Origin of the sequence: Legionella sp. PC997, assembly GCF_014109825.1 — a bacterium.
In the GTDB taxonomy this organism is placed as follows: domain Bacteria; phylum Pseudomonadota; class Gammaproteobacteria; order Legionellales; family Legionellaceae; genus Legionella.
The window spans coordinates 2,760,013-2,786,179 of sequence record NZ_CP059576.1 but is presented as its reverse complement, the minus strand read 5'-3'; the positions used below and the strand labels follow the sequence as shown (position 1 = coordinate 2,786,179).

The window sequence follows — 26,167 nt, the reverse complement described above, 5'->3', positions numbered from 1 at the left end:
AAAAGAGTTTTCAGTAATTCATTATATGCCAAAGGAATGCTAATGAACATTTTAAAAACCCAAGTTTTGAAAGGTCCGAATTATTGGTCGAACTACAGAAAAGAACTCATAGTTATCAAACTTGACTTAGGGAAATATGAAGAACTTCCCACAAATCGGTTAATTGGGTTTAAAGAGCGATTGATACAAAATCTACCTAGTTTAGACAAGCATCGTTGTTCTTTAGGCGTTGAAGGTGGATTTCTAAAACGTATAGAAGAAGGCACTTGGTTGGGTCATGTGATTGAACATATTGCCTTGGAGTTACAGTGCCTTGCAGGAATGGACTGTGGTTTTGGCAGAACTTATGGAACTAATGAGTATGGTGTTTATCATGTCATATATGCATACCAAATTGAAGAAGCGGGCTTGTATGCGGGACAGGTTGCAGTCAATTTCATTCATTCCCTAGCTGAAGGTAAAGAATACCCCCTTGATGAGGCAATTAATCATTTAAAAGAAATTTTTAAACAAAAAGGCTTGGGTCCTAGTACTAGGGCGCTGATAGAAGAAGCGACGAAACGCAAAATACCTTGGAAACGTCATGAGAATACTTCGTTAATTACACTGGGATATGGTCGAAACCAAAAAAAAATTTGGGCTTCAGTGTCTTCTAAAACGAGTTCTATTGGTGTCGATATTGCTTCTGATAAAGAACTTACAAAGCAAATTCTTAATTCAAATCTAATCCCTACGCCAAAAGGATTAATTATTAGTTCTGAAGACGAACTACACGATGCAATAGAATATTTAGGATTCCCATTAGTAATAAAGCCCCACAACGGAAATCATGGAAAAGGTGTAACTACGAATATTACTGATCTCAGTAAAGCAATTTTCGGTTATGAGCTCGCGAAAAAAATCTCTAATGAATTGATAATTGAGCGATTTACTGTTGGAGAGGATTATCGATTTTTAGTAGTCAACTATAAAGTAGTTGCGGTTGCAAAACGTACCCCCGCTCAAGTTAAAGGGGACGGAAGACTTACAATTCGCCAATTAATTCAACAAGCGAATGAAGATCCTAATCGGGGTGAATCTCATGAAAATGTACTGACCACAATTAAGATTGATGAAACTACTTTCTCTATTTTAAAACAAAATAATCTAACTTTAGAAAGCATTTTACCTAAGGACCATATTTTAGATCTAAAAGAAACTGCCAATTTAAGTTCAGGCGGCACAGCTAAAGATGTTACGGATATCGTTCATCCTTTTAATATTTTTCTTGCAGAACGTGTTGCGAGACTTATGAATTTGGATATTTGTGGAATCGATGTAATCGCAAAGGACATCTGTTCTCCTATCAATGAAAATAATGGAGCGATTATTGAAGTAAATGCGGGACCAGGTTTGAGAATGCATTTATCCCCTAATGAGGGTACGCCACGCAATGTTGCAGAACCTATTATAAATATGCTTTATCCGTCTAATTTGACTTCACGAATCCCAATAGTTGCAGTTACAGGAACTAACGGAAAAACATCTGTTGTGCGCCTCATTGCTCATCTTGCTCGTTGTGCGAATCATTACACAGGACATACTACTACGGATGGGATTTATATTAATAATAAGCTCATCTTTAGCGGGGATTGTAGTGGACCTACAAGCGCACAAGTAGTTTTGTATGATCCAGAAGTAGATTACGCAGTCTTAGAATGTGCGCGAGGCGGGATTTTACGTTCCGGCTTGGGATTTGATGAGTCAGATATTAGTGTGATTACTAATATCACCGGGGATCATTTGGGATTAAATGACATCCATACTCTTGAAGAATTGGCGGAGGTGAAAGCCGTTGTTGCACGGAGTACAAAAGATACAGGTTATGCAATTTTAAATGCGGATGACGATTTAACCTATGAGATAAGGAATGATTTAACATGCAACATTGCCTTATTTAGTATGTTTGAAAATCCAAGAATTAGGAGACATTGTAATTTAGGTGGGTTGGCCGCGTACATGGCTCAAGGAAGTATCGTAATACAAAGGGGATCGGAGCGGACAGTTTTAGCAGATATAAAATCAATACCTCTTAGTTTTCAAGGCAATGCTACCGCTATGATCATGAATATATTAGCAGCCACATTAGCTGGAGTGGTAAGTCATTTTTCGATAGAAAAAATAAAAGAAGCGCTCCAAATTTTCTATCCTACTGTTGAAAATCTTCCAGGTAGAATGAATCTGTTTAAATTTCCTCATTGCCAAGTGATGGTCGATTACGCTCATAACGAAGGAGCATTTTGCGAATTAAAAAATTATCTTCATTCACTGCACTGTGCTAAAAAAATAGGAATCATCGGAGTGGTGGGCGATCGACGCGATGAAGATATTGAACAATTAGGTTATCAAATCGCTTCTATGTTTGATGAGATTGTCATTCGTCATGATAAGGACGGAAGAGGAAGAACACATCATGAAATGAATCGTCTTCTTGTTGCAGGCATACTTCGTTCTGATTTCAAACCCTCATTAAATATTATTTCAGATGAGATTGAGGCAATTGAGCATATGATGGCAATAGCTGAGCCAAATACGTTTATTTTTTGCGCCGTTGAGGACGTATTTGAAACAACTAATTTCCTCAAGAAAAAGGAAAAACAGGCGATGCTGGTGAACGAGGTTTATAATGACACCCAAAGCTAAGTTATTGATCATTGGAGGAGCGGAGGACAAGGGTGATGAGGAGCCTTTAGATATATTAGAGCAAAAAAAAGAATTTACTCGGTATGAAATCCTCAATGAATTATTGCCGCCCTCGAATAAGAAGATTGAAATTATTACCACTGGTTCTGAAATTCAGGATGAGGTAAAAAAAATCTATCAAAAAGTTTTTCAGAACATGGGTTATAACAATATAGGATTTCTTCCTATAAAAAAAAGAAGTGAAGCACGCCAAGATGAATATTTAAAAAGAGCAAAAGATGCTGGCGCTATTTTTTTTACGGGAGGGGACCAGTTTCGTTTGTCCACGATATTAGGTGGAACCCCTATTGTCGATATTCTTAAAGAAAGATATCTGAAGGACAGTGAGTTTATAATTGCTGGTACCAGTGCCGGGGCAATGGTGATGGGAACCGTTATGATTACTGGTGGGGGATTATCAGAGGCTTTAAGATATCGAAATTTACTCACTTCTTCAGGTTTAGGAATTTTACAGTCTTGTGTTATTGATACTCATTTTATCAAAAGAGGACGATTTAGTCGTCTTGCGCATGCCATTATTATGAACCCAGAACAATTAGGTATTGGTCTAGGCGAAGATACTGCCCTGGTAATTCGAAATGGATCCAATGCTGAATGTTATGGTTCAGGCATGGTGGTTATCATTGATGGAAGAAATATTGATCAAACGAATATTACAGAGGTTGAAGAAGGAGAGCCCGTATTTGTTGAAAATCTGATAGTCCATCTTCTGGTTAAAGGATGCCAATTTTCAATTGCTGATCGCACGCTGGCAAATCCTGCAATCCCTGTAAGTAAACAATCAAAGTGACGGAATAAGCCTTATGAACAAAATTGCAATCGCAGTACATGGTGGTGCTAGTGAAAATTATGCTTTTTTGCAAGAACATCAAAAGGAATTTGCAGAGGGTTTAGCTAAAGCAACGGAAACGGGTTATGCAGTGCTTGAAAAAAATGGCTCTGCTTTAGATGCAGTTGAAGAGGCGGTTGCTTTTCTTGAAGATAACCCCCTGTTTAATGCAGGAAGAGGATCCGCATTAAACTGTCTAGGCGAAGTAGAGATGGATGCTTCCATTATGAATGGTTATGATCTTGACGCTGGTGCAGTGTCAATGGTTCGTACGGTAAAAAATCCGATTCGCCTTGCTCGAATAGTGATGGAGAATACCCGGCATGTCTTTCTTTCTGGGTATGGTGCTTTAGAATTAGCTAATAAATATGGTATGGAACTTGAAGAGGAGTCTTTTTTTATCACCCCACATCAGTATGAGATTTACCAGAAGCTTAAACAAACAGAAACAAGGGAAGAAATTCATAAAAAGAAAATGAAAGGAACTGTAGGTGCTGTGGCTTTAGATCGGCAAGCCAATCTTGCAGCTGGAACATCAACCGGTGGAGTTAGCAATTGTCTTCCAGGGCGAATTGGTGATAGTTGTGTAATTGGCGCAGGATGTTATGCCAACAATAGCACCTGCGCAGTCTCAGGAACTGGCGAAGGTGAATATTTAATTAGAAAGATGGTGGGGCATACCATATCCATGATGATGGAGTTTAATATGTCATTACAAGAGGCATGTGATTACGTAATTCATGAACGAAATAAAAAGTTAAATGGAGAAATGGGAATCATAGCTCTTAACAGAAATGGGGATTTTGGGATTTCTTTTAATACGGAAATCATGAAAAGAGCTTGGAAAAGTTCCACGCAAGAAATTCAAATTAAACTTTTTAATTAATTGAAAGCAGCTTCTGACCAGGTTGGGAAATCCCCGGGCTTCGGTTCGCGTTACCCGGGTTAACTATGAGTTATTATGGAGGAGGTCGACGAGCAAGTAACCCCATCACCAGGAATACGACAAAGATAACCAGAAACAAAAAGAATAATATTTTCGCAATTCCTGCTGCTGCAACTGCAATGCCTCCGAATCCAAAGAGTCCTGCAATGATTGCGATAATAAAAAATGTGAGGGCCCAACCTAACATGATAACCTCCTTGCATTTTTCATGAATGAGATATTCATTTCAATTATAGACCCTTAACGTTAACTTAGTAAAAAGAATAGAAAAGCATGCCAAGTGTAGTACTGCGAAACAGGACTGTGCAAGGAAGTTTCCTCGATGCGACTCTATGAAATTCATTCAACGATGACTTTAAGACAATGGTGAGCATAACTCAACTAAAGTTCCATCTGGACAACGAAGATAAGACACAAGTTGTCCCCAGGGTTTTTGCATGGGTTCTTGAATTGTTTTAGCGCCCGCTGCGACAGCATGCTCATGTGCGAGCGGAACTGAGTCAGTAACTAAAACAATTTCCATGCCCAAAGGTTGGCTGGATGAATCAGCTGCTATATAGCCATTTGGAAGATTGTAGGCTCCTAAATTATGCGATGCAAAAGCTAGAGTTGTTTGCCCAGTTTCGAGTTCACCATAGCCGGCCTCATGAAAGAAACGTGTTTTAATATTAAACGCCTCAGAAAAAAAGGCCAGAGAAGCTTTTACATCATTAACATAAATAATGGTATATCCGAATTTCATAGATTAATTCCTTTTTATTGCCGTATTTAACGCGTTGACTTGGGAAATAAGGAGGCTCTAGAATTTAGGTTGTATTTTTTTCCTATAATTTATTGCCTTGATCAAGTAAGGAAAACAATTTACGCATATGTCATTTAGCTCATAATCGCAATGATAAGTAAACCCATTGCAATGAAACCAATTAAAGCTAAACTGGAATTACCCCCGGGTACTAAATGAGTTTCTGTGGTAACTAAGCAAGATTTGCGTCCGCGCCATGCCATGATTGCAGGCAATAACAATAATAAAATAACGCAACAAATACCCGCATAACTTAGAGCGTGTAGATAGATACCTGGATTTAATAAGACTACTGCCAGAGGAGGAAGGAATGTTAAAGCTAAAGTATATTTTCCTTGGTTACCGGATTTTTTCAGTTTTAATCCATCTGCCAAAAAGTCAAATAACCCCAATGAAACTCCTAAAAATGCAGTAAGCATACAGATGGAAGTAAAAAAGCCAAAGAATCCACTTATCCATTGATTTTGCACCGATTGGCTTAAAGCTTCGGTTAACCCGCTTGTCGCATGTTCTGAATTCATTAGCGCCAGTAAGCCATTTTCTCCTTCACGAGAAACAACCCCCATAATGACTGCATCCCAAACAATATAACAGGCAAGAGGAATAAGTGAACCTAATAAGATGACACGTTTTAGGCTTCGTATATCGTCCCCAAAATAGTCGCGTAAACTGGGTATTATTGAGGCGTAACCAAAGGAAGTAATTAAGATCATTAAAGTGCCAGTGAAGGCACGTGCCGAACCATCCGTTAAACCTAAAGTTGATGCATGGGGGCTAATTATCGCGATTAATAAAACATAAATACCCAGCTTACCAAACATTAAACCGCGATTGACATAGTCTACTGAGCGAATACCTTTATAAACGATTAAACTAAATAAAAGTGTAAACAGAATTGCAGTGACACTATTAGGTAAGTCGATATTCAGCTTATGTAATAAACTATTGAATACATCACTACCCCCTGAAATATAAGCTGAGAGTAGAGTGTAAAGCAAAAATAGATAGGTGATCCATGCGATGATTTGACCGGGTAAACCCAATGTAGATTTAGCCATGGAAATCATATTGCTTCCTGCTGGAAGTCTTAAATTGACTTCCAAGATTAATAATGCGCCTGCTGTCATGATCAACCAGCAAAAAAATAGGAAAAAAATTGAATTGCTAAATCCCACTTCTGCTGTAGAAACAGGTAGGGCAAGCATCCCACCACCTATAGAAGTTCCTACTATAAGTAATATTCCACCTACTAGTTTTGAATTGATCATGAGATATAATCCAAAATTGTTTAAAAATAATTCAATATGATACTTTGTTATTCAATTTTAGTCAATGTATCACATAATCCCTGTCATGCTAAAATCCTGAGTGATGAGGATCTATTCTGATTATTTACAGTAAATTCAAAAGTTCGTGTATCAATAATCCGATAGAAACAACAATTACAGCACCCTGGGTCCATTTACCCCCTGGAACGATAAAAACAGAACGATGACTTTTTCTGCCAAAATAACACATTAATGCAGGTAAAAGTAGTAGGAGAATGATACAAAAGATACCGGCGTAACTTAATGCATGAATATACGCGCCAGGATAATAAACAACGATAAGTAATGGAGGGGCAAATGTGAGTAAAAATAACCCGATGCCATGATTTCCTCGCTCACGTAACTTTAATCCATCTGCAAGAAAACTGTACAAGCAAAGGGATACGCCTAGGAATGCAGTTAGCATACAAATAGATGTGAAGAAATTAAATAAAGCACTGATCATGGTATTTTGTACTTTATTCGAGAGTAGGCTTGCTAAAGCACTGGTAGTGTGTGGATTATGCATTAAACTCTCAAGATTTTGACTTCCTTCAGAGGGAAGTGCGCCTATAATTACAGCATCCCAAGCCAAATAACAAAAGAGAGGAATTAACGAACCAATAAAAATAACTTTTTTCAATTGTTTTACATCATCATCAAAATAATCTCTTAGGTTGGGAACAATGATGGCAAATCCGAAAGAGGTAATTAAAATCATAATGGCACCTCCAATATATTGGATGTTCCCATGACGTAAATGTTCTAATTCAATATGTGGTGCAATAAATAATACTAGCAAGAAATAAACAGCCAATTTACCAAACATCAAGCCGCGGTTGACATAGTCCACATAACGAATTCCACCGTAAACAACTAGTCCAAAAAGAAGGGTGAACAACAAACTTGCTTGCCAATCAGCAAGGTGCAATCCTATTTTAAAAAGAAGACTGTTTAATACATCAGCTCCCCCTGAAATATATGCTGAGAGTAGGGTATAGAGTAAGAAAAGATAGCTTATCCAGGCAGCAAGCAAGCCATAATTACCCAAAGTGGCTTGTGCCATGGAAACCATATGTTTCCCGCGAGGTAAATAAAGGTTTGCTTCAAGAATGAAAAATGCTCCTAAGGTCATAAATATCCAGCAAAGGAACAGGACAATCGAAGACTGCCAAAAACCCGTTGCTGCATTGGCAACGGGTAAGGCGAGCATTCCTCCGCCTATAGAGGTACCAACAATTAAAAGAATTCCACCAATAAATCTTGACTGCATTATTCGCCTTTACTTCATTGAATATACTACGGGCGATGGTACTGGAATTGGACATGTTGCACAAGTCTTAGTACCGTAATTATTGAACCACTGAATTTCAATGCGACGATTAAATGCACTACCATGTATTAATTTATTGTCACCTACATCATTTTTATCCCCATAACCCTCTGCTTTAAGAAGTTGGGCAGGAATGTTATTAGCCCATAAAAAGGTAAGCATGGTTTCAGCTTGAGCTTGGGATAGTAGTTTTTTATGGTGACGTGTACCTACATTGTCCGTGAATCCTGCAACATAAACAGGACTGTTTGGATAAAATTTTAATAATCTAATAATGTTTTCCAAACCTGGATAACAAATCTCATTGAGGCGAGGACTTCCAAACATAAAATATTTATCAACAGGGACAATTAAGGTAATCGTATCCCCATATTGTACATACTCGATATTTTCTTTATTTAATTCTTTAATAATGCTGCCTCTACTGGCTTTGTAAAGTCCTACGGCAGCGCCCAGCGTGCCTCCGGCTACAGTACCTACTAAGGCGCCGGCTACAGTTCCTGTTGTAGCTGCGCCCACTGCAGTCCCTACAACAGCTCCAGTAGCAACTCTCCTCGGCATGGGGTGCACTGGCTTGAAATTATTATACGGAGGATGAAAGCAGCTAGTCAGTAAACATGCAAGTAAACTACTATATAGAATTCGTACGTTAGCTAATTTGAGTGACATGTTCACTCCTTTGTCCCGTGATTTTATCATTATTAAACATCTGGTTAAATTTCGCAATTGTAGCAAGTGTTATAAAAAATTTAGCCTGGGTCAGCAAAAAGCGAAACTTCATTTTGCATTACCCCCAGGCTACTCTATAGAATATAAACGACGGAATTTAGTTGGATACTGCACTAAAACAACAAGAAGTATCTAACTCCTCCTTTTCAGTGGGGTAAAGTGCTTTTTCTTGATGCTTTGGTTTAAAGAATGAAACCAAACTTATCTCATGCGTGTATTCAGTATCATGACGACTTAATGATCTAAATTCTGTGAGGCAATTACCGGCTTTGTATATTGCTCCCAACATTGCTCCTACAATGGTTATTCCGACGGCAACACCTAAAACTGGTTGGACAATGAGTACGGGTAGAGCGATACCGAAAATACCTGCATACAGCGAAAAAGCTGTTGCTGCATAAAACATAAATTCGCATGCTTTAGCAAGATTATGTAATAAAACACCAATTTTTCTGGCCTCACAAGCACTTCCAACTTGTTCTGCTGCTTCTTTGGGATTCAGTTTTCCATTCTTTACATTGGTTAAGCTATCTACAAATGATTCATAGCTGGCAGCAATTTCTTCAACCCTTTGCGCAGAAGTTGCTCTGGTATAAGAAAGGTTATAATAATCGTTTACTGCATTTACTTGGTGTTGTAATTTTACATCTTCAACATCAGCAAACAGAGCGCGTAATTTTTTGTTACAAGCTTTTAAACGTCGTTCTAATTTCGTATGATTAAAAGGCATGATTCATCTCGTTGTTATTATTAATAATAGGGAAACCATGGGGATTAAAACCACTTCAATTGTGTTTGAATGGGTTAAAAAGTCTTATAACATAATTAACAAAACTGCGACATCAAAATAAGATTATTTTTATGTCGAAGTCAAAATTGAATATTTATTCTTCTACTTGAAAACGACATAAACTCTGAAAATCACATTGTTGACAAATAGTTAAATGAGAGGGTTGCGGCGCGCAGTGACCTTCTTGAAATTCTTGTGCTAAATCAGTGAGTTGTTTTTGCCAGATATTCCTATATTCCGTCCATGTTTCATCTTTCTTTAAAGAGGTTATTCCGCTTATACTTTGTTGTTCTTCGCTAAAACCATAGCAGCTAATTTTCCCTGTTTTCAATTGTAAGAGCAACAGCGTATTAATTTGCTCATCAAGCAATGCATACACCAATAATTGTGATTCTTTAGGTCGTTCTTCATTCCAGGGTTTACTGATTGGTAGAGTGCTTTTATAGTCAATAACCCATTTCTTGTCCTCAATTTGATCTAAGCGATCAACACGCACTTGAAAATCAATGCCAGCTAAATTAATTTCATAAGATTGTTCAAGAGCTGCGACTGTAAAAGGAGCACGCTTTTTTTCCCATTCAAGGCAGGCGTGGACCAAACGTTTTAAACGGGTGTATTCTATCTCCCTGATTTGATTCGTGGAGTCACCATACTGGTTATTTAATAAGGCTAAAGCCCCGCGAATGGCTTCATCAATCTGCTGTTCCAACAGCTCGTCGCTCAAATGACTCAGTTTAAATTGGCTCTCCAATTTTTGCCATAACAGCTCCATTACCTTATGAATGATTTGGCCGCGTTCTTTATGGTCTAAACCATCTCTTGTTTGTAAAAAGGTTTTAGCACGCAGGCGGTGTTCAGCAAATGCTTTAAAAGGACATTTGGCTTGATTTGATAGAATTGCTGTCCCTCCATGAATTTTCTCTTCGGGTAATACAGGGATGTTAAAGTGGTCTTCTAGAGTTATTAATTCAGATAATTTTATCTCAGAAGATTTTGATAGAGGTTCAAATTTAGGGAAATGAGTAATTAATGAACAAGGTAAATTGGGGGTATCCGCCTCTAACTGAGCATAGCTAAATACTATAGAGTCGGCACTTCTTTGTAATCGTTGCACGATCTGATGAGCAAACTGTAATTCACGAGCAGGCAAGCTATGAGGCATGCATAATTGACGTTGTAACGGCGGTGGAATAAATGCGGATAATTGAACTTTTTGAGGCAAACATTGATCGGTTAATCCCATGATCCATAAACTATCAAACTCACACCCAGAAGCCTCCAGAAGACCAGAAATTTGAATGGGGGCATTGGTTTTTTGTGCCTGAAAAATGGTGTTGTCCGTGAGATGCCGTACTGCCTCTAACGCCTCTGATTGTGTGAAACTTGATTTGAGTAAAGCAAATTGTCTCAGTTCATCAAAAACAGCAATAAAACGATTTAAACACTGATAATTTTCCGAGCTAAGGGTATATTCACCTGGAAATCCCAAAGTATTTAGACGTTTTTGAAATAGGTTTATCCATTCCTCAACCGGAGCTTCAGGAGGATAAGGAGTAAGATTGTCTAATAAATCAGCAAGATGTGGGGAGCTTCGATGCAGGTCCTTTATCAAACTACTTAAAGGGAGCGAATGATTTGCTAATAATCCACCCTCTTGTAAGTACTCAGAGCGTGCGATGAATTCTTCTTTAGAGCCACCTAAATAAGGTGATTGAAGAAGCAAGTTTGCTTGATGTGAACTTAGATGGGCATCCAATCTAAGCCAGCATAAAGCATGGGCGACTAAAGGGAAATCGCTTAGAGATTGTCCTAAAGAGATGTTAAAGGATGTAGGTTCAAAATGGTGCGTCAACATTCTTTGTAGTGAAGGAGATTCTCGCTCTAGATTGGGTACCACGACTCCGATGCGTTGGTTTCCTTCTTGTATTTTTAAATGAAGCCAGGACATAAGCTGTTGATATTCTTCTTTGCTGTCTTTCGCCGCAAATACTGCAGTAGTGGATAATTTTTCTTCCAAATCATATTGGTATTGCCTAAATCCCTTTTTATCAAGATGTTCCTGCAGAAGTATTTGCTGAGGAGTAAAATCATCAAAACATACCCAAACCATATCTTGGGAAAAAAAAGAACTATTAGCATTGAGTAAATAAGGGATTAAGTGATATTCAGTAATTAAATGGAGTTCTTTTAATTGCTTATCAAATAATTGCCACCACTTTTGAAATTGTTGGGTTTGCGTAGTGTAGTAAAAAGTCGGATCTTCCATGCTAATTTGCCAGAGTTGGCAACGTTCCCAAGCACTCATTATGGACTCGAGCAGACCCTCGCTATAGGTTATATCAGATTCAGACTGAATTATTTTTCGCCATAAATACTGGCATTGAGTGTTGTTCAACAAAGTGGGATGAGAACTATTGGGATTGATACAGTTGAGCTGTTCATAGACCTTAACGAGCGCAACCCTATAAGGCATGCATCGTGGTTTTTTAACAGTTTGTTTTTTAGATTGGGCGAAATACTGTTGAAGTATCGCTTCACTGAGTCGATTATTTGGGGTGAGAACAGTGTTGTTTTGAGCTAATCGAAGAAAAAGATGCTCTTTATCAGTGAAAGTACATGTAGGCATAAAAGTCCAAAATCAATTATATTCAGGGTGCTTTAAAGCCTAGGTGGCACGAAAGTGAACCCCAGGAATCTCAGATAGGATCCCTGGTTAGGTTTGAACTTTCCCTCAGGCAAGAATGCGATGACAAGCAAAGTAAAAAGAAGATTTTACTTAAGTTTTTTTGCGCTGCAAAGTACGAGTTTTCGGTGCTGATTTAGATTTGGTTTTTTTTCTTGCCTTTACATATCGAGGTAAGCGATGACTTTCCCTCTTATCCGTATACAAAACATGCTGGACAAATCGGCCGCGTAAATAGATTGAGGCTAATCCCGATGCAATGGCGAGTAAGAATCCAAAAAGAATATAGCTGTAAGCAAGGATCACACAATACGCATATAGAAAATCGCTAACATTATTCACTCTCAATGCCTGGTTTTCTGTTGTGTCCATAAAAAGCAATATACCCAGATCAAAGAAAGGTAGTGAAAGTAGAACCATGATAAAACCTAACATAAATGTTTTGAGTTTATAAGGTTCAGGGCAATGGATGATTCGTTCTCCAAATATAGCTCCAGTGATAGAAGCTACAATCATTCCCAGGATAATGGCTTTAAATAGAGGTACAAGCTCAACATAACCAATTGTTGTGAGAAAAGCATTGATGAGAATCGTTCCGACAACAGAGAGTAATCCATAATAAACACTTGCCAGTAAACGCGGGTTGGAAAATTCAAGTGCAGGATCTTGTTTTTTCATTTGGCACTCCATAGCTCCACCTATATGTATCATTTTAGTATAAATAATTACATCGTGGTGTGGATTATTGGTTTTTTATCATTGTTGGATTAATGGGCTAGATTCCTAGGTGAGATAGAGGTGTATCAACATGATAATTTGTATATACTAAAAAGAAATAATTATTGATTTTGATTATGAAAAAATTCGGTCGTTTTATTTTAAAACTATTTGGATGGAAAGTTGTCGGCGAATTACCAGAAGATAAAAAGTATTTGGTCGTCGTTGCTCCTCACACCAGTAATTGGGATTTTGCCGTGGGGTTGTTTGCCCGTTTTTCCTTGGGTGTTAAAATTAACTTTTTGGCAAAAGATCAATTGTTCTTTTTTCCTTTAGGTGTGTTGTTGAAGTTCTTGGGTGGAGCCCCGGTAGACCGTTCTAAAAAAAATAAGACTGTAGAGGAAGTAGTAGAAATATTTCGTTCCCGTGATGAGTTTAAGCTTGCGATTACTCCTGAGGGTACGCGTAGTGCAGTAACCCGCTGGAAAGAGGGGTTTTACCATATCGCATGCCAAGCAGGGTTGCCGATAGTTATGGTAGGTCCAGATTATTCAACAAAAGAACTTCGAATTCATAAAAAGTTCCAACCCTCGGGTAATATTGATAAAGACTTCCCTATGATTCTTGATTTTTTTAAAACAATAAAAGGCCGATATCCTAAAGAAATCCCAGATTATCATTCTAAAAAAAAATAACTAGCATTAGAGTGAGGATAAGTACAGTGAAGCGAAACCACTATACTTCGTATAGTTCACCGCACTCAACCTCTCCTTTTAAAATGTTTAATTATAAGTGTTTTATCATTTTTACCATTTTAAACTTGTTTCCATCAGGGAGGGAAAAATATTCTGATCCAATAATTTGATAGCCACAAACCTGATATAGTTTTACGCCAGGTAAGGTTGCCATCATTTCCGTTTTTGAGAATCCATGAACCAAGGCTTGCCGTTCACAATATTCCAAAAGCATTGTTCCCAAACCTTGCCGAGCGTAGTTTGGATGCACAAAGAAAGCCCTGATCTTGGCATAATCTGTTTGTGGGTTTAAAAAACCTTCTACTCGTGCGTTACATTGATCACCACCGAATAAGGTACTGCGTTTACTCCATCCACCACAGGCAACTACAGTTCCTTCATCTTCTATGACGTAATAGGTTTGATCTTGGATAAGCTCTTTATCTATTCCAAAAATAAAATGAATTGCTCCTTCAATTTCCTTTTCTGAATAGTCTTCTTGGCTCAACCGACGTGCAGAATTCTCAATGAGTTTATTTAAGTTATCAATTTCATCAATCTGCGCGTTTCTTATCATAATTGTTTCCTTTTAGATCTTTTATCGGAATTAAAATGTAACACGAAATAAAAATAAATAAATTTTTTATTTCATGATATTTTATTTCAATTTATAATGTGAAATTTTAGATTATGGGTAATATATGAAAAAAAATGCGGAAAAAATTTCAGAAAATAAGGTTGAAAAAGTCCATTTGGATAAAATTGATCGCAAGATTTTAAATTTACTGCAAAAAGATAACCAAATTACCAATCTGGCGCTTGCTGAAAAGGTAGGAATTTCTGCTCCTCCATGTTTTCGTCGTGTGAAACGATTACGTGATGAGGGCATCATTGTAAAGGACGTTTCTTTGGTCGATCCTTTTAAAGCAGGACGTGGGCTTATAGTCTTTGCAAACATTACCTTAGAAAAGCAAAGAGAGGATTTGTTGGCACATTTTGAACGTAAGATGGCGGAACAAGAAGAGGTTAAACAATGCTATTTTGTTTCAGGAGAGACTGATTATTTATTAATAATTCATGTTGCGGATATGACTCACTATAACGAGTTTGCACGCAAAGTATTTGCTAATGAAGCAAATATTAAAGTATTTCGAAGCAGTTTTTGTCTTAATCGCACCAAATACAACACAAATATTCATTTTTCGGAAGATTAGTGTTTTGAAGCCGCGGGAGCGGAACCTGAGGTCCAGAAGAAATGCTAGCCCGGGTTACGGCTTTCGCCCAGGCTACAAGTTAAAATGGAAAAATCTATCTTTTTAATATGGATTTTCCTGCATAAGGTAATGCGGCAATTTCATTAATGCGTAACAGTTGATTGTATTTTGCAACCCGATCGGTGCGGCATAAGGATCCTGTTTTAATTTGACCACATCCTGTAGCAACGGCAAGATCTGCAATAAAGGTATCTTCGGTTTCACCTGAACGATGTGACATCACACAACGATAGCCATTTTGGTGGGCTAACTGAATGGTTTGTCGCGTTTCACTCAAGGTTCCGATTTGGTTTACTTTAATGAGGATGGCGTTGGCCACTTTTTGAGTGATACCTTCTTGTAAAATTTTTGGATTAGTCACAAATACATCATCACCTACCAATTGAATTGTTCCACCCAATTGGGCGGTCAAATGACTCCATCCGCTCCAATCCTTTTCATCCAGGCCATCTTCAATACTTACTATAGGATAATTAGCAACGAGATTAGCATAATAATCAATAAGTTGCATGGAGGTAAATTTTTGATTTTCAGAAGTAATATGATACATGCCCTGGTCATATAGTTCGGAGGCAGCGACATCCAAAGCAAGTACGATCTCATCACCTAATTTAAATCCTGCTTTTTCAATTGCTTCACAAAGTAGATCTAGTGCTTGACGGTTCGATTTTATATTGGGTGCGAAACCTCCTTCATCTCCCACAGCGGTATTTAAACCTTGTTTTTTTAAAACAGATTTTAATTCATGAAAAATTTCCGTACCCATTCTTAAGGCAGTCGGGAAATCTGCAGCACCCACAGGCATAATCATGAATTCTTGAATATCAACATTATTATCCGCATGCGCACCACCATTTAAGATATTCATCATAGGCACGGGCATGCACATTTTTTCACCTTGGTTTAAAGCAGCATACAAAGGCAACTTATGCTCATTTGCTCGCGCTCTTGCAGCTGCAAGAGAAACTGCGAGAATGGCATTGGCTCCAAGACGTGATTTATTCTCTGTACCGTCTAACTGACATAGTTTATGATCCAAAGCATTTTGATCTTCAATGGAAAAAAGATGTAAGGCTTGGTTGATTTCATGATTAACATAAGCTACAGCGTGTTGCACGCCCTTACCATTATAGCGTTTGGGGTCCTGATCCCGGAGTTCACAGGCTTCGCGACTTCCTGTGGATGCTCCGGATGGAACACTAGCTCTTCCTTGGGTTCCATTTTTTAAAATAACATCTGCTTCAACAGTAGGGTTACCCCGAGAATCTAGAATTTCACGGGCTTGTATTTTAGTAATTTGCATGTTGAGTCCTGATTACGATTAAAATTTTTTTCAATCTGAATGCAGTGAAGTCTGCTTTTTCAATTGAAGTATTGTTTTGATCTGTACTTAATTTGTCAAGAGATAGATAGTTTTCCTGCTGTGACTTGATCCAAGTATTCATATTCGGCTGAGGTTTCTGGTGATTGGCAGTATCCCAAAAGATAGCTAATAAGTCGTTTAAATTGTTGAAGCAAGGATTCATCCTGCTTGTCTTGGTTTTTGATCTGCAGTGTATTTTGCATCTTTGCCAAGATTTCACTGGGAGAGAATTGGTTGAGTTGCTCTAAATGAGTTTTTAATTCATAGATCCCTTGTGGAACAGGTACCTTTTTATCGTTTCTATTTATTTTATGACGTGAGCCAAAATATCCGAGCGCCCATGGAGGCGAATTTTGGTTTAGGGCTTGATCTATTTTTTTATCAAGATATTTATTAATTTTAACTAATAAATCGCGGATCGCAGAATTTTCTTTTTCGACAATAAAGGCGTTATCAACCTCATTTTGCGCCTGCTGTTTGAGTCGTGTAAAAAGATTAGATAGCTCAAACGTATACTCACGGCTCGCTAAAACATGGGCTAGGGGCTTAATGAGCTCTGGGTCTTGGCACGTCATATCGGGTAATAGATGGTTAGGGATTTGTGCAATCAGTTTCGGAGTTTGAATAATGAGTAAAGCTGAGGATGTATTTTTTAATGCTTCCTCAATAAGTCCACTTGAATCCAAAGAAAATAAAAATTTTAAAGATTTGATTTGAACCAATTGTAACTGTAACTTCTCTATATATTTTTTTTGCCTGACAATTTCGTTAGTAATCCGTGGATTCAATTCCCACGTGCTGTGTATGTAGGCTTCAGCAGCTTGCAATTTCTCTTCATAAACTATGACTTGGTTTTTCACAACCCCCATCATCTTTTCATACAGACCTATTAGAGCATCATATTCATTTCTTAACTCTAACTCGGCAATGTTTCTCTCAGCATTTATTTTAAAAATTGCACACTCTTTCATATAGTTTGTGAATTGCATTTTAAATTCAAACAAACTTAATGCAGGTGCCTGCGTAACAGGATTTTCAATTTTTCCTTCCATTATTCTCAATTCCATAGCAAGTGATAAAGAATCATAACAAAATGATCTTAATAAATACAATAATTCGTTAAGCTTATGATTTTTATATTTTTTTTGGATGAAGTTTGGGCTGAATGTAACGAAATGCAGGAAAATATAATTAGAAACTAACTGCACCCACTTTCATTAGTGCGTTGGATAAAGGGAGTAAAGGTAAACCTAAAATGGTATCTTCAGTGCCCTGGACTTCTTTAAATAACCATTTACCTTGGCTTTCATACTGATAGCCCCCACAACTATGATAAGGCTTTTCACTTTGCAAATAAGCTTCAATTGTTTTTTCACTTAAATGATGCATTGTTAAATGCGCTGTTTCATGATGTTGCCATAGGAGTTCATTATTTTTTGCAATGCAAAGACAGGAAATTTGCAGATGTTCCTTGCCGCTTAATAAACGCAAATGGTCTATAGCAGTAGGATGATCCAACGGTTTGTTCAGCAGAGTTTTACCAATCAAACAAAGTTGGTCTGCGCCAATAACATAATGTTCCGGGAATTGCTGGCTTACAGCCAATGCTTTACTTGCTGCAAGCGCATACCCTAAACCCAGTGCGCTTTCTGAGTGACAGGAAACTTTGATTGCATCTTCATCACAGTGAGAAGGAATCACAGAAAATTCAATACCAAGAGATTGCATCAATTTTAATCTTATTGGAGAGCTGGAGGCGAGGATAATCGGTTTCTGTTGTAATAATTTAGACATAAATCGCCACCAACGCCATAAGTGAGAAGCCTATAATCACGAAACTGAAATCTTTAAGATTACAACAACGCTCTACCATAACACAGCGTTCTAAGCCATGTAAGGTTCCTAGATAGAGAAATGTCCCTGCTGAAGCAGCAAGTAAAATTGGGTCAAATAAGGAATCGGTTTCTACTCCATGACCAAAGTACCAACCTAAATAAATACCCAGCGGAGTCATCAAGCTGAATAAGATGAAAAAGACAAGGCTAGTATTCATACTCATAGAACTTTTATTCAATTGCACTGCAACAGCAAAACTTTCTGCCCATTTATGGGTAATTATTGCAAGAAAGATCATAATGATCATGGAGTTATAATGTGATAACCCTAATGCTGCGCCCAACATAATTGAATGAACAGATAGCATCCCCCAGGCTAAGAGGGCAAAGGCAGGATGTTTTGTATTATGATGATGATAAAGTTCTTTACCCAAATGTTCAAACCAGAGAAAAATTAGAAATACGGCACCGGTAATGATGTAAGCAAAAGGGTAGTTATATCCCATTTTTTGAAATAATGAATTCGCATCGGGAAGCATATGCAACAATCCAGCCCCTAAAAAAACTCCAGTAGCTAAAGTTTCTCCCACAGGAAAATCAATATGCTGATCGTCTTTAATTCGTTTTCTAAACGGATACCAGCCAGCAATTAATATGACTATAAAAATGGAACATGCAAAAAAAATCTTTAAGCTGGTAGGTGATACCATTGTTTATCCTATTCTTTATTCTAGAATTTTATAGTTTAAATAGTGATCCAGTCGCACTACACCTTAGGTGAATTGAAGTGAGACTCGGGAATTTTATGGACTTAAATAAGTTTTTTAAACCCCGGATTTCGCTGCTTCACCCAGGTCATAGTTTACCTAGAAACAACTAGACTTAATTAAATCCCGTAGTTTAGTGGGGATGCATGGCCTCATGCAAGCTAAATAAACGAACTTCTACAATATCGGATTGCAGTTTTAATGCCCGAATTATTCGCTTATGTAATTCTTGCCACTGGCTGAAAGTATCATCGCACACTATATCTATCCCAATTTTGCCATCCAGATAATGTAAATTCCAAAATTGAATTTGAGGGAAATCATGGACTTCATTCAGTAATAATTCGTGCAATACTTTTCTGTTCGGTAAATGCATAGAGGGACAGCATTGCTCATCATCTTCGGGATCAACATGCACAATTACATCTTTGACGCTTTCTATTTGGTCTGCAAGTGCATGGTGGACGTGTTGGGCTATGTAATGTCCTTCAGAAACGGAAATTTTAGGTGAAACTAAAATATGTACATCAATTAATACATCTTCTCCCATAGATCGAGTTCTTAATTGATGGATTTTTTCAACTCCATCCACATTTTGAATTACTTCTTCAATGCGTGCCAATAACTCGGGACTGACTGCGGTATCTACTAGTTCCTTTACACTATTCCAAGCATAATCCCAACCCATTTTTACAATCATAAGACCGACTATAATTGCTGCTACGGCATCAAGATAACTAAAACCGGCAATACTTCCAACCAAGCCTACTAAGACAACCAGCGAGGATGCTGCATCTGAGCGATGATGCCAGGCATTTGCTGTAATTAATTTGGAATTAATGCATCTTCCTATATACAGGGTATAGTGGAACAAAATTTCATTGCTTAGGATTGAAATGCTAATTATTGGCAGGGTAAACCAGGTGGGGGTGATGAAATGGGAGTGGAGTAAGTCATATATTGAATCCCATGCAATGCCAATACCTGCGAAAATAAGTAAGAGAGATAACAACAAAGTCGCAGCTGTTTCAATACGTTGATGGCCATAAGGATGACTGGCATCCGCATCAAGACTGCCATATTTGGAAGCAAACAAAACCATTGCGTCTGTTATGAGATCAGACAAAGAATGAACCCCATCTGCTACCAGTGCATGAGAGTGAAAAAAATATCCCCCAATAAGTTTAATGAGGCCAAGTAGAGCATTTGAAATAGCTCCCAAAAGCGTTACTTTTTTTGCCTGTAAATATCTATCGTTATGAGCCATATGTATTTTGAAGTTAATGTTACCTAATTAAAAATGAAATGGGATTTTTTTTTATTCAAATTAAAGATTCAATTTTGATTATTTGTTATTGGTCTATTTAAACATGGTTATGAATTTTTTTATATTAAAACTTATACTCAATGAAGTGAGCCGGAGTAGTCTGGGTAAGGGGAGGTGCACCTAAATAAATTGATTTCACATGATGTTATGCATCCTATTCACAGGATTATCCACAGATTTTGTGGATAAATGGTTTTTAGTGGAATAATGAACCAATGTTGAATAAGCCTTATAGAATAATAATTTCTTGAAGAGAGAAATAAGTCTGGTTTTTTATTTGGCGCTATGAAGAAAGATGTTATCCACAGATGTGTTTTTAGGGGTAAGAATTTTTCCTTGGATATCTTAACAAAGAAAAAAATAAAAAACAGTCTTGACTTGAGTATTTTTTTTTAAAAAATCTTGACCTTAAGGAATGCCCTTAGATTGGTTAAAATCCCTCTGTTCTTGGTAATGAAAAAAATAAAAAAATCGAGTTTTAAACCTAATTTTTTTCGGAGAGCACTTTGGAGAGTTCTGAAGCAACTGCAAATGAAGCTGATTTTATAAGGTGTTTTACATCATGTACACAGGATTATCCACAGATTTTGTGGATAAATGAATTTAGAAAATAAAATAGCTAAATAAGTAATAAGCCTTATCCAATAAGGGTTTTCAAAAAATATGGAGAGGTTAGCGCTTTTTACCGAATGAAATGAAGAGGTAAGTTATCCACAGGTTTTGTTTTGTGGGGTGGAAGAATTGTCTTGGATATCTTAACAAAGAAATAAATAAAAAACAGTCTTGACTTGAGTATTTTTTTTAAAAAATTTTTAACTTTAAGAAATGCGTGGATTTGATTAAAATTTATTCATTATTCAAACTTGATAAAGAAATGAGGATGATTTTTACCTAAGCACCGAGGAGCACTTTGGAAAGTTCTGAAGCAAGTGCAAACCAAGCTGATTTTATATGGGGTTTTACATGATGTTCACAGCATTATCCACAGATTTTGTGGATAAAAGATTTCAGGCATTAGAAAAATCAAATAAGCAATAAGTCTTAGGGGATAAGGATTTTTTGAGGAAATACGGGGAATTTGGATTTTTATCAAACCATATTGTGAGAGAGTTATCCACAAATATGTGTTTTGGAAAAATAAGAGGATTAGCTCCGCTATCTTAACAAAGAAAAAAATAAAAAACAGTCTTGACTTATATTTTTCTAAAAATATTTTACCCCTGCAAAAATTGCTCAAAATTTCCTAACCAGCGTTGGGTAATGTTGCGGGCAGTTTGGGGTGACTCCTCTAAAAGTGTTTTTGCTATAGTGGGCAAAAGTGGAAGTACATTGCGATCCCTTTGGATATCCGCAATTTTAAATTGTCGATAACCAGTTTGCCGAGTTCCAAGGACTTCACCTGCTCCTCTTAGCTCCATATCTTTTTCCGCAATAATAAATCCATCATTAGTTGCTCGCATTATTTTTAATCGCTCAGCACCTTGTTGTGATAGGGGTGCTTGGTAAAGCAAAATACAATGAGATTGGGTACTTCCTCTACCTACTCGGCCACGTAATTGATGCAGTTGCGATAAACCCAAACGTTCTGCATTTTCAATTATCATAAGACTGGCATTTGGGACATCTACTCCAACTTCAATTACTGTGGTAGCAACCAGTAAATTAATTTCACCCTCTTTAAATGCGGCCATGGTTGCTTCTTTTTCTAAAGCTTTCATTCGCCCATGTACAAGGCCCACCCGTGCTCCAGGGAGTTGTTCTTGTAAGGCGTGGGCGGTTTGAGTTGCCGCCATACATTGTAATTTTTCAGATTCTTCAATAAGGGTACATACCCAATAAATTTGTCGACCACTGGCTATCGCTACTTCTAATCGTTCAATGACTGCTTCTCTTTTGTTCTGACTTAATACAGCGGTAGAAATCGGCATACGTCCTGGGGGTAATTCATCGATAATTGAAATATCCAAATGGGCAAAGTGGGTCATTGAAAGTGTTCTTGGAATAGGAGTGGCTGTCATTAATAATTGATGAGGAATGAGATGTTCCTGTTGCCCTTTTTGCTGCAAAAGCAATCTTTGTTCCACTCCAAATCGATGTTGTTCATCAATAATTACTAGACCTAAACGTGCAAAGTGCACTGCCTCTTGAAATAACGCATGCGTGCCAATAATTAGCTGACAACTATGATCAGCTAACGCAGCAAAGGCTGTACGACGTTCACTGAGTTTCATTTTTCCACTAAGTCTTAAAATTTTTATTCCCAAAGGCTCTAGCCAACGGATCAAATTATTCGCGTGTTGCTCGCTAAGAAGATCTGTTGGAGCCATAAAAGCCACTTGTTGTCCATTAGCAATAGCTTGTAATGCTGCAAGGGCAGCAATGATGGTTTTTCCTGCACCCACATCGCCTTGTACTAAGCGTAACATGGGTTTATTTTGGGTTAGATCCTGGCTAATCTCTTGGGCAACTCTATGCTGCGCGTTCGTGAGTGTAAATGGGAGAGACTCTAGAAAACGTTGATTCAAATTTTGGTCTATAGGCAGGGCAACAGCATGTAAGATGTTCCGTGCTTCTCGGGCGAATTGCAGACTTAGGCGCTGCGCTAACAATTCATCAAAAATTAATCGTTTTAGCGCTGGATGATGGCCTTCTTCTAGAGATTGCACCGAGATATCTGGGGGTGGATTGTGTAAAAGCTGAATTGCCTCTCCTAAAGGAAAAAAGCCATTTTCCTGTAATTGTGTCTCACTCATCCATTCCAATTGTTGAAGCTCGTTTTTGCAACTATTTATGGCGACATTGACCAACTGTCTAAGTCTTGATTGGCTTAAGCCTTGGGTACTTGGATAAATTGGTGTGAGTGTTTCATTCACTTGACATTCGTTTTCATCATCGAGCAACTGATACTCCGGATGAGTCATGGTTAGGATATTGCTGAACTCACGAACTTCTCCAAAGGCATGAATTATTGTGCTGTTCTTTAGATTATTGATTTGAGTTTTATTAAAATGAAAAAACTGCAGTTTTATTATTCCGGTTTTGTCTTCCACATAACAATGCAGCATGGCACGTTTGCCGGTTTTAATTTCCGTTTTACATACTCGCCCTGCAATCACGCTCCACTCATTAGCGCGTAAATCCTGGATGGGTGTTATTCGGGTTCTATCTTGGTAACGATAAGGTAAGTGGAACAGTAAATCACAAACAGAATGGATACCACATTTTGCAAGTTTTGCTGCAAGTGTTGGTCCGATACCGTTTAATGATTCACACGAGTTTGATAACACAGTATTAATGATGTTGAAAAGAGTGAGTATTTAAGTGTAACTCATAGTTCATATAGGAACAATTTGCTGTTTTTTAATAAGAGAGCAAATTGTGTTGCATAAGGTATATAAAACCTTTTCATATGGTACAAAAAAGCGCATAATAGTATCATTTTTTGATGGAAAACTAAGTCGCATGAAACATACTGTAGAGCAGCTTTTAAAACACGCTTTAATATCATTACAAAAGTCAGGCGAGGTTCCTACTGATTTGGATGTTGATATTAAGGTAGATCGCTCAAAAGATTCTGCTCATGGTGATTATGCCAGTAATTTGGCCTTGGTTTTAGCTAAACCGTGTCGTCAGGCACCGCGTAAAATAGCCGAACTTTTAGTTCAAGCGATACCGGCTGATCCTTCCGTGGACAAAGTGGAAATCGCTGGGGCAGGCTTTATTAATTTCTTCATCCGCAGTAGTTCTCGCTCTCAAGTTATTGCTGAAATACTGGAACAAGGCGAGCTTTTTGGGCGGAGTACTATTGGTCAAAATCAAAAAGTTTTGATCGAGTTTGTTTCTGCTAATCCAACAGGCCCTTTACATGTAGGGCATGGACGTGGTGCTGCCTTTGGAGCTACTTTAGGTAATGTTCTAAAGGCTGCAGGCTATGATGTAACTTTAGAATATTATGTGAATGACGCTGGCAGGCAAATGAATATTCTTGCTGCCAGTGTATGGTTACGTTATCTCGAACTTGCTGGAGAACCAGTAGTTATTCCTGCTAATGCTTATAAAGGTCAGTATGTTTCCGAAATAGCTCAGGAATTTTGGGCAGAACATGGTAAAGAATATGTACATCCATGGAGTAGTGTAGTTGAAGGGTTACCTCTTGATGAACCTCATGGCGGAGACAAAGAAATTTATATCGATGCTTTAGTCATGCGTGCAAAACAACTTTTGAGCATCGAGGTTTTTACCCTATTTCATCAACATGCATTAAATACAGTGCTTGATGATATCAAAGATGATCTAGCTGATTTTGGTGTGAAATACGATAGCTGGTTCTCAGAACAGTCCTTGTTTGAAGATGGTTCGATCCAAAAAGGGATTCAGGCTCTTAAGAATAGTGGTCATACCTTTGAAAAAGAAGGGGCCCTTTGGTTTAGAGCGACTGATTTTGGTGACGAAAAAGATCGAGTACTGGTACGTGCCAATGGCCATACTACTTATTTTGCTTCGGATGTTGCCTATCATTGGAATAAATATGATAGGGGTTATGATCGGGTAATTGATATTTTTGGTGCGGATCATCATGGCTATATCACTCGATTGCGCGCTGTGGTTAAAGCATTGGGACATGATGAAAGCGCACTGGATGTATTGCTCGTGCAATTTGCCATTTTATATCGTGGTTCTGAGCGAGTACAAATGTCTACGCGAAGTGGTTCTTTTGTTACTTTAAGAGAACTTCGTAATGAGGTAGGAAACGATGCTGCACGTTTCTTTTATGTAGCACGTAAGTCAGAACAACATATGGATTTTGATTTGGACTTGGCAAAATCAGAATCAAGTGATAACCCCATTTATTATATTCAGTATGCACACGCAAGGATATGTTCTGTATTGAGACAATTAAAGGAACGAGGTTTGTTGTGGGACAAGGCAATTGGTCTAAAACATATTGACTTATTGGAGCAATCTCATGAAACTCATTTGATTTCTTTAATCAGTCGATATCCAGAAATTGTGGAATTAGCAGCTGCTCATTGTGAACCTCACCAGGTGGCCTATTATTTACGCGAAGTAGCCAACGGCTTGCATAGCTATTATAATGCTGTTCCGCTGTTGTGTGAGCAAGAGCAATTACGATGTGCTCGCCTTTGTCTGTTAGAGGCAGTACGTCAAATATTAAAAAATGGTTTGGAATTATTGGGCGTATCCGCTCCAGAGAGTATGTGATGGCAAAAGAATATGGAAATAGGCGTTCTTCACGGTCGCGTGGTGCTGCACCGCATCAGTTTTTAGTGATAACGTTGACTTTTTTATTTGGGTATTTAACCGCTTCTTTTTTGGATATAGAAACTGTAACCAAGTGGGTTAATTCCCAAGTTTTAGCCCATAATGAAATAAAAAGGGAATCTACTAAACAACCTGCGGCACAACATGCCGCGATTCCTCCTAAACCAAAATTTGAGTTTTACACGTTATTGGCCAATGAAAAAGTTCCAAATTCACAACCCAATGCTAACTCTGCTGCTTCCCTCCAATCCGCTGCAAATGCTACTGCAGCAACCGTTGCTGCCGCAACCACGCCAATTGCTGCTAATTCAGCGGTTAAGACAACGGTCAGTGTTCCCACTGGAGCTGCAACAACAAAACCAAATGTTGCGAGATTACCCGTTGCTGCTAACACGATACCGGTAGCGAAACCGGCTACTTTAGATAAAGGAAAATATTTAGTTCAAGTAGCTTCTTTTAAAGCGCGCCGAGATGCAGAACAAATGAAAGGAACATTGATACTTAAAGGTTTTAGTGTATATATTATTCCTGTTAGTCATGCTACAAAAGGTAATTGGTTCCGAGTGGTAGTTGGTCCCTATTCAAATCGTGCACTTGCGCAAAAGGCTCAAATGATTTTGGCAAAAAATGAACGTCTGAATGGTATGGTTACCAGTGGTGGATAAGCACTCCATTAGCATATACTCAGGTTTAATTGTTCATTTTA

General features: G+C 37.9%; 22 protein-coding genes. 7 read left to right on the top strand and 15 right to left on the bottom strand.

What is annotated here, in order from left to right; genetic code table 11:
• Window positions 1–42 precede the first annotated feature (42 nt).
• The 3 genes from cphA to HBNCFIEN_RS12005 are packed head-to-tail and all read left to right on the top strand — an operon-like array spanning window position 43 to window position 4,457.
• Complete coding sequence (gene cphA / locus HBNCFIEN_RS12015) at window positions 43–2,682, top strand: cyanophycin synthetase (protein ID WP_182391319.1); 2,640 nt, start codon at window positions 43–45, stop codon at window positions 2,680–2,682.
• The gene (locus tag HBNCFIEN_RS12010) at window positions 2,666–3,532 is read left to right on the top strand and encodes a cyanophycinase (protein ID WP_182391318.1); all 867 of its coding nucleotides are present in this window, start codon (window positions 2,666–2,668) and stop codon (window positions 3,530–3,532) included. Before cphA ends, HBNCFIEN_RS12010 begins: the two co-directional genes overlap by 17 nt.
• A gap of 13 nt (window positions 3,533–3,545) precedes the next feature.
• Complete coding sequence (locus HBNCFIEN_RS12005; protein ID WP_182391317.1) at window positions 3,546–4,457, top strand: isoaspartyl peptidase/L-asparaginase family protein; 912 nt, start codon at window positions 3,546–3,548, stop codon at window positions 4,455–4,457.
• 73 nt (window positions 4,458–4,530) lie between these two features.
• On the opposite strand, the gene HBNCFIEN_RS12000 is transcribed toward HBNCFIEN_RS12005, so the two are convergent.
• From HBNCFIEN_RS12000 to HBNCFIEN_RS11965, 8 genes are all read right to left on the bottom strand, one after another.
• Window positions 4,531–4,704, bottom strand: coding sequence for a DUF1328 domain-containing protein (locus HBNCFIEN_RS12000; RefSeq protein ID WP_182391316.1), 174 nt, complete (start codon window positions 4,702–4,704; stop codon window positions 4,531–4,533).
• Window positions 4,705–4,872: 168 nt separating this feature from the next.
• Window positions 4,873–5,259 carry a VOC family protein gene (locus HBNCFIEN_RS11995; protein WP_182391315.1) on the bottom strand — a complete coding sequence of 129 codons (387 nt, stop codon included), beginning with the start codon at window positions 5,257–5,259 and terminating at the stop codon, window positions 4,873–4,875.
• 134 nt (window positions 5,260–5,393) lie between these two features.
• Entirely contained in the window at window positions 5,394–6,587 is a 1,194-nt protein-coding gene (locus tag HBNCFIEN_RS11990) for an amino acid permease (protein WP_182391314.1), read from the bottom strand.
• Between the two features lie 124 nt (window positions 6,588–6,711).
• Window positions 6,712–7,899: an amino acid permease gene (locus tag HBNCFIEN_RS11985; protein WP_182391313.1), complete on the bottom strand. Its 1,188-nt coding sequence runs from the start codon at window positions 7,897–7,899 to the stop codon at window positions 6,712–6,714.
• Window positions 7,900–7,908: 9 nt separating this feature from the next.
• On the bottom strand, window positions 7,909–8,628 hold the full coding sequence (cmpA, locus tag HBNCFIEN_RS11980) for a C-OmpA-like family protein CmpA (protein ID WP_182391312.1): 720 nt from the start codon (window positions 8,626–8,628) through the stop codon (window positions 7,909–7,911).
• A gap of 157 nt (window positions 8,629–8,785) precedes the next feature.
• Window positions 8,786–9,418 carry a DUF5638 domain-containing protein gene (locus HBNCFIEN_RS11975; RefSeq protein WP_182391311.1) on the bottom strand — a complete coding sequence of 211 codons (633 nt, stop codon included), beginning with the start codon at window positions 9,416–9,418 and terminating at the stop codon, window positions 8,786–8,788.
• Window positions 9,419–9,572: 154 nt separating this feature from the next.
• Entirely contained in the window at window positions 9,573–12,104 is a 2,532-nt protein-coding gene (locus HBNCFIEN_RS11970) for a PD-(D/E)XK nuclease family protein (protein ID WP_182391310.1), read from the bottom strand.
• 150 nt (window positions 12,105–12,254) lie between these two features.
• Window positions 12,255–12,839 carry a hypothetical protein gene (locus tag HBNCFIEN_RS11965; protein ID WP_182391309.1) on the bottom strand — a complete coding sequence of 195 codons (585 nt, stop codon included), beginning with the start codon at window positions 12,837–12,839 and terminating at the stop codon, window positions 12,255–12,257.
• Window positions 12,840–13,015: 176 nt separating this feature from the next.
• Here HBNCFIEN_RS11965 and HBNCFIEN_RS11960 point away from each other — a divergent pair, with 176 nt between their 5' ends.
• Window positions 13,016–13,573 carry a lysophospholipid acyltransferase family protein gene (locus HBNCFIEN_RS11960; protein WP_182391308.1) on the top strand — a complete coding sequence of 186 codons (558 nt, stop codon included), beginning with the start codon at window positions 13,016–13,018 and terminating at the stop codon, window positions 13,571–13,573.
• Between the two features lie 91 nt (window positions 13,574–13,664).
• Here the strand turns inward: HBNCFIEN_RS11960 and HBNCFIEN_RS11955 are convergent, their stop codons facing one another.
• On the bottom strand, window positions 13,665–14,189 hold the full coding sequence (locus HBNCFIEN_RS11955; protein ID WP_182391307.1) for a GNAT family N-acetyltransferase: 525 nt from the start codon (window positions 14,187–14,189) through the stop codon (window positions 13,665–13,667).
• A 124-nt stretch (window positions 14,190–14,313) separates the two neighbouring features.
• On the opposite strand from HBNCFIEN_RS11955, the gene HBNCFIEN_RS11950 reads away from it, so the two are divergent.
• A complete protein-coding gene (locus HBNCFIEN_RS11950) occupies window positions 14,314–14,826 on the top strand; it encodes an Lrp/AsnC family transcriptional regulator (protein WP_182391306.1) in 513 nt (170 codons plus the stop codon).
• 94 nt (window positions 14,827–14,920) lie between these two features.
• On the opposite strand, the gene eno is transcribed toward HBNCFIEN_RS11950, so the two are convergent.
• The 6 genes from eno to recG form a co-directional block, all read right to left on the bottom strand.
• Window positions 14,921–16,189, bottom strand: a complete 1,269-nt coding sequence (gene eno, locus HBNCFIEN_RS11945) for a phosphopyruvate hydratase (RefSeq protein WP_182391305.1) — start codon at window positions 16,187–16,189, stop codon at window positions 14,921–14,923.
• A 95-nt stretch (window positions 16,190–16,284) separates the two neighbouring features.
• Window positions 16,285–17,301 carry a hypothetical protein gene (locus tag HBNCFIEN_RS11940; protein ID WP_182391304.1) on the bottom strand — a complete coding sequence of 339 codons (1,017 nt, stop codon included), beginning with the start codon at window positions 17,299–17,301 and terminating at the stop codon, window positions 16,285–16,287.
• 139 nt (window positions 17,302–17,440) lie between these two features.
• Window positions 17,441–18,043, bottom strand: a complete 603-nt coding sequence (locus tag HBNCFIEN_RS11935) for a nucleoside triphosphate pyrophosphatase (protein ID WP_182391303.1) — start codon at window positions 18,041–18,043, stop codon at window positions 17,441–17,443.
• Window positions 18,036–18,794 carry a ZIP family metal transporter gene (locus tag HBNCFIEN_RS11930; protein WP_182391302.1) on the bottom strand — a complete coding sequence of 253 codons (759 nt, stop codon included), beginning with the start codon at window positions 18,792–18,794 and terminating at the stop codon, window positions 18,036–18,038. The genes HBNCFIEN_RS11935 and HBNCFIEN_RS11930 overlap by 8 nt, the downstream gene beginning before the upstream one ends.
• Window positions 18,795–18,984: 190 nt before the next feature.
• Window positions 18,985–20,118: a cation diffusion facilitator family transporter gene (locus HBNCFIEN_RS11925; RefSeq protein ID WP_182391301.1), complete on the bottom strand. Its 1,134-nt coding sequence runs from the start codon at window positions 20,116–20,118 to the stop codon at window positions 18,985–18,987.
• Between the two features lie 1,274 nt (window positions 20,119–21,392).
• Entirely contained in the window at window positions 21,393–23,465 is a 2,073-nt protein-coding gene (gene recG, locus HBNCFIEN_RS11920) for an ATP-dependent DNA helicase RecG (RefSeq protein ID WP_182391300.1), read from the bottom strand.
• Window positions 23,466–23,640: 175 nt separating this feature from the next.
• On the opposite strand from recG, the gene argS reads away from it, so the two are divergent.
• On the top strand, window positions 23,641–25,401 hold the full coding sequence (gene argS, locus HBNCFIEN_RS11915; RefSeq protein WP_182391299.1) for an arginine--tRNA ligase: 1,761 nt from the start codon (window positions 23,641–23,643) through the stop codon (window positions 25,399–25,401).
• Complete coding sequence (locus HBNCFIEN_RS11910; protein ID WP_182391298.1) at window positions 25,401–26,126, top strand: SPOR domain-containing protein; 726 nt, start codon at window positions 25,401–25,403, stop codon at window positions 26,124–26,126. The genes argS and HBNCFIEN_RS11910 overlap by 1 nt, the downstream gene beginning before the upstream one ends.
• Window positions 26,127–26,167: the final 41 nt, after the last annotated feature.

What these genes read in the sequence shown, in the direction of transcription:
- cphA (WP_182391319.1), top strand. Translation starts at nt 43, where the DNA reads ATGAACATTTTAAAAACCCAAGTTTTGAAAGGTCCGAATTATTGGTCG.
- HBNCFIEN_RS12010 (WP_182391318.1), top strand. Translation starts at nt 2,666, where the DNA reads ATGACACCCAAAGCTAAGTTATTGATCATTGGAGGAGCGGAGGACAAG.
- HBNCFIEN_RS12005 (WP_182391317.1), top strand. Translation starts at nt 3,546, where the DNA reads ATGAACAAAATTGCAATCGCAGTACATGGTGGTGCTAGTGAAAATTAT.
- HBNCFIEN_RS12000 (WP_182391316.1), bottom strand. Translation starts at nt 4,704, where the DNA reads ATGTTAGGTTGGGCCCTCACATTTTTTATTATCGCAATCATTGCAGGA.
- HBNCFIEN_RS11995 (WP_182391315.1), bottom strand. Translation starts at nt 5,259, where the DNA reads ATGAAATTCGGATATACCATTATTTATGTTAATGATGTAAAAGCTTCT.
- HBNCFIEN_RS11990 (WP_182391314.1), bottom strand. Translation starts at nt 6,587, where the DNA reads ATGATCAATTCAAAACTAGTAGGTGGAATATTACTTATAGTAGGAACT.
- HBNCFIEN_RS11985 (WP_182391313.1), bottom strand. Translation starts at nt 7,899, where the DNA reads ATGCAGTCAAGATTTATTGGTGGAATTCTTTTAATTGTTGGTACCTCT.
- cmpA (WP_182391312.1), bottom strand. Translation starts at nt 8,628, where the DNA reads ATGTCACTCAAATTAGCTAACGTACGAATTCTATATAGTAGTTTACTT.
- HBNCFIEN_RS11975 (WP_182391311.1), bottom strand. Translation starts at nt 9,418, where the DNA reads ATGCCTTTTAATCATACGAAATTAGAACGACGTTTAAAAGCTTGTAAC.
- HBNCFIEN_RS11970 (WP_182391310.1), bottom strand. Translation starts at nt 12,104, where the DNA reads ATGCCTACATGTACTTTCACTGATAAAGAGCATCTTTTTCTTCGATTA.
- HBNCFIEN_RS11965 (WP_182391309.1), bottom strand. Translation starts at nt 12,839, where the DNA reads ATGAAAAAACAAGATCCTGCACTTGAATTTTCCAACCCGCGTTTACTG.
- HBNCFIEN_RS11960 (WP_182391308.1), top strand. Translation starts at nt 13,016, where the DNA reads ATGAAAAAATTCGGTCGTTTTATTTTAAAACTATTTGGATGGAAAGTT.
- HBNCFIEN_RS11955 (WP_182391307.1), bottom strand. Translation starts at nt 14,189, where the DNA reads ATGATAAGAAACGCGCAGATTGATGAAATTGATAACTTAAATAAACTC.
- HBNCFIEN_RS11950 (WP_182391306.1), top strand. Translation starts at nt 14,314, where the DNA reads ATGAAAAAAAATGCGGAAAAAATTTCAGAAAATAAGGTTGAAAAAGTC.
- eno (WP_182391305.1), bottom strand. Translation starts at nt 16,189, where the DNA reads ATGCAAATTACTAAAATACAAGCCCGTGAAATTCTAGATTCTCGGGGT.
- HBNCFIEN_RS11940 (WP_182391304.1), bottom strand. Translation starts at nt 17,301, where the DNA reads ATGGAAGGAAAAATTGAAAATCCTGTTACGCAGGCACCTGCATTAAGT.
- HBNCFIEN_RS11935 (WP_182391303.1), bottom strand. Translation starts at nt 18,043, where the DNA reads ATGTCTAAATTATTACAACAGAAACCGATTATCCTCGCCTCCAGCTCT.
- HBNCFIEN_RS11930 (WP_182391302.1), bottom strand. Translation starts at nt 18,794, where the DNA reads ATGGTATCACCTACCAGCTTAAAGATTTTTTTTGCATGTTCCATTTTT.
- HBNCFIEN_RS11925 (WP_182391301.1), bottom strand. Translation starts at nt 20,118, where the DNA reads ATGGCTCATAACGATAGATATTTACAGGCAAAAAAAGTAACGCTTTTG.
- argS (WP_182391299.1), top strand. Translation starts at nt 23,641, where the DNA reads ATGAAACATACTGTAGAGCAGCTTTTAAAACACGCTTTAATATCATTA.
- HBNCFIEN_RS11910 (WP_182391298.1), top strand. Translation starts at nt 25,401, where the DNA reads ATGGCAAAAGAATATGGAAATAGGCGTTCTTCACGGTCGCGTGGTGCT.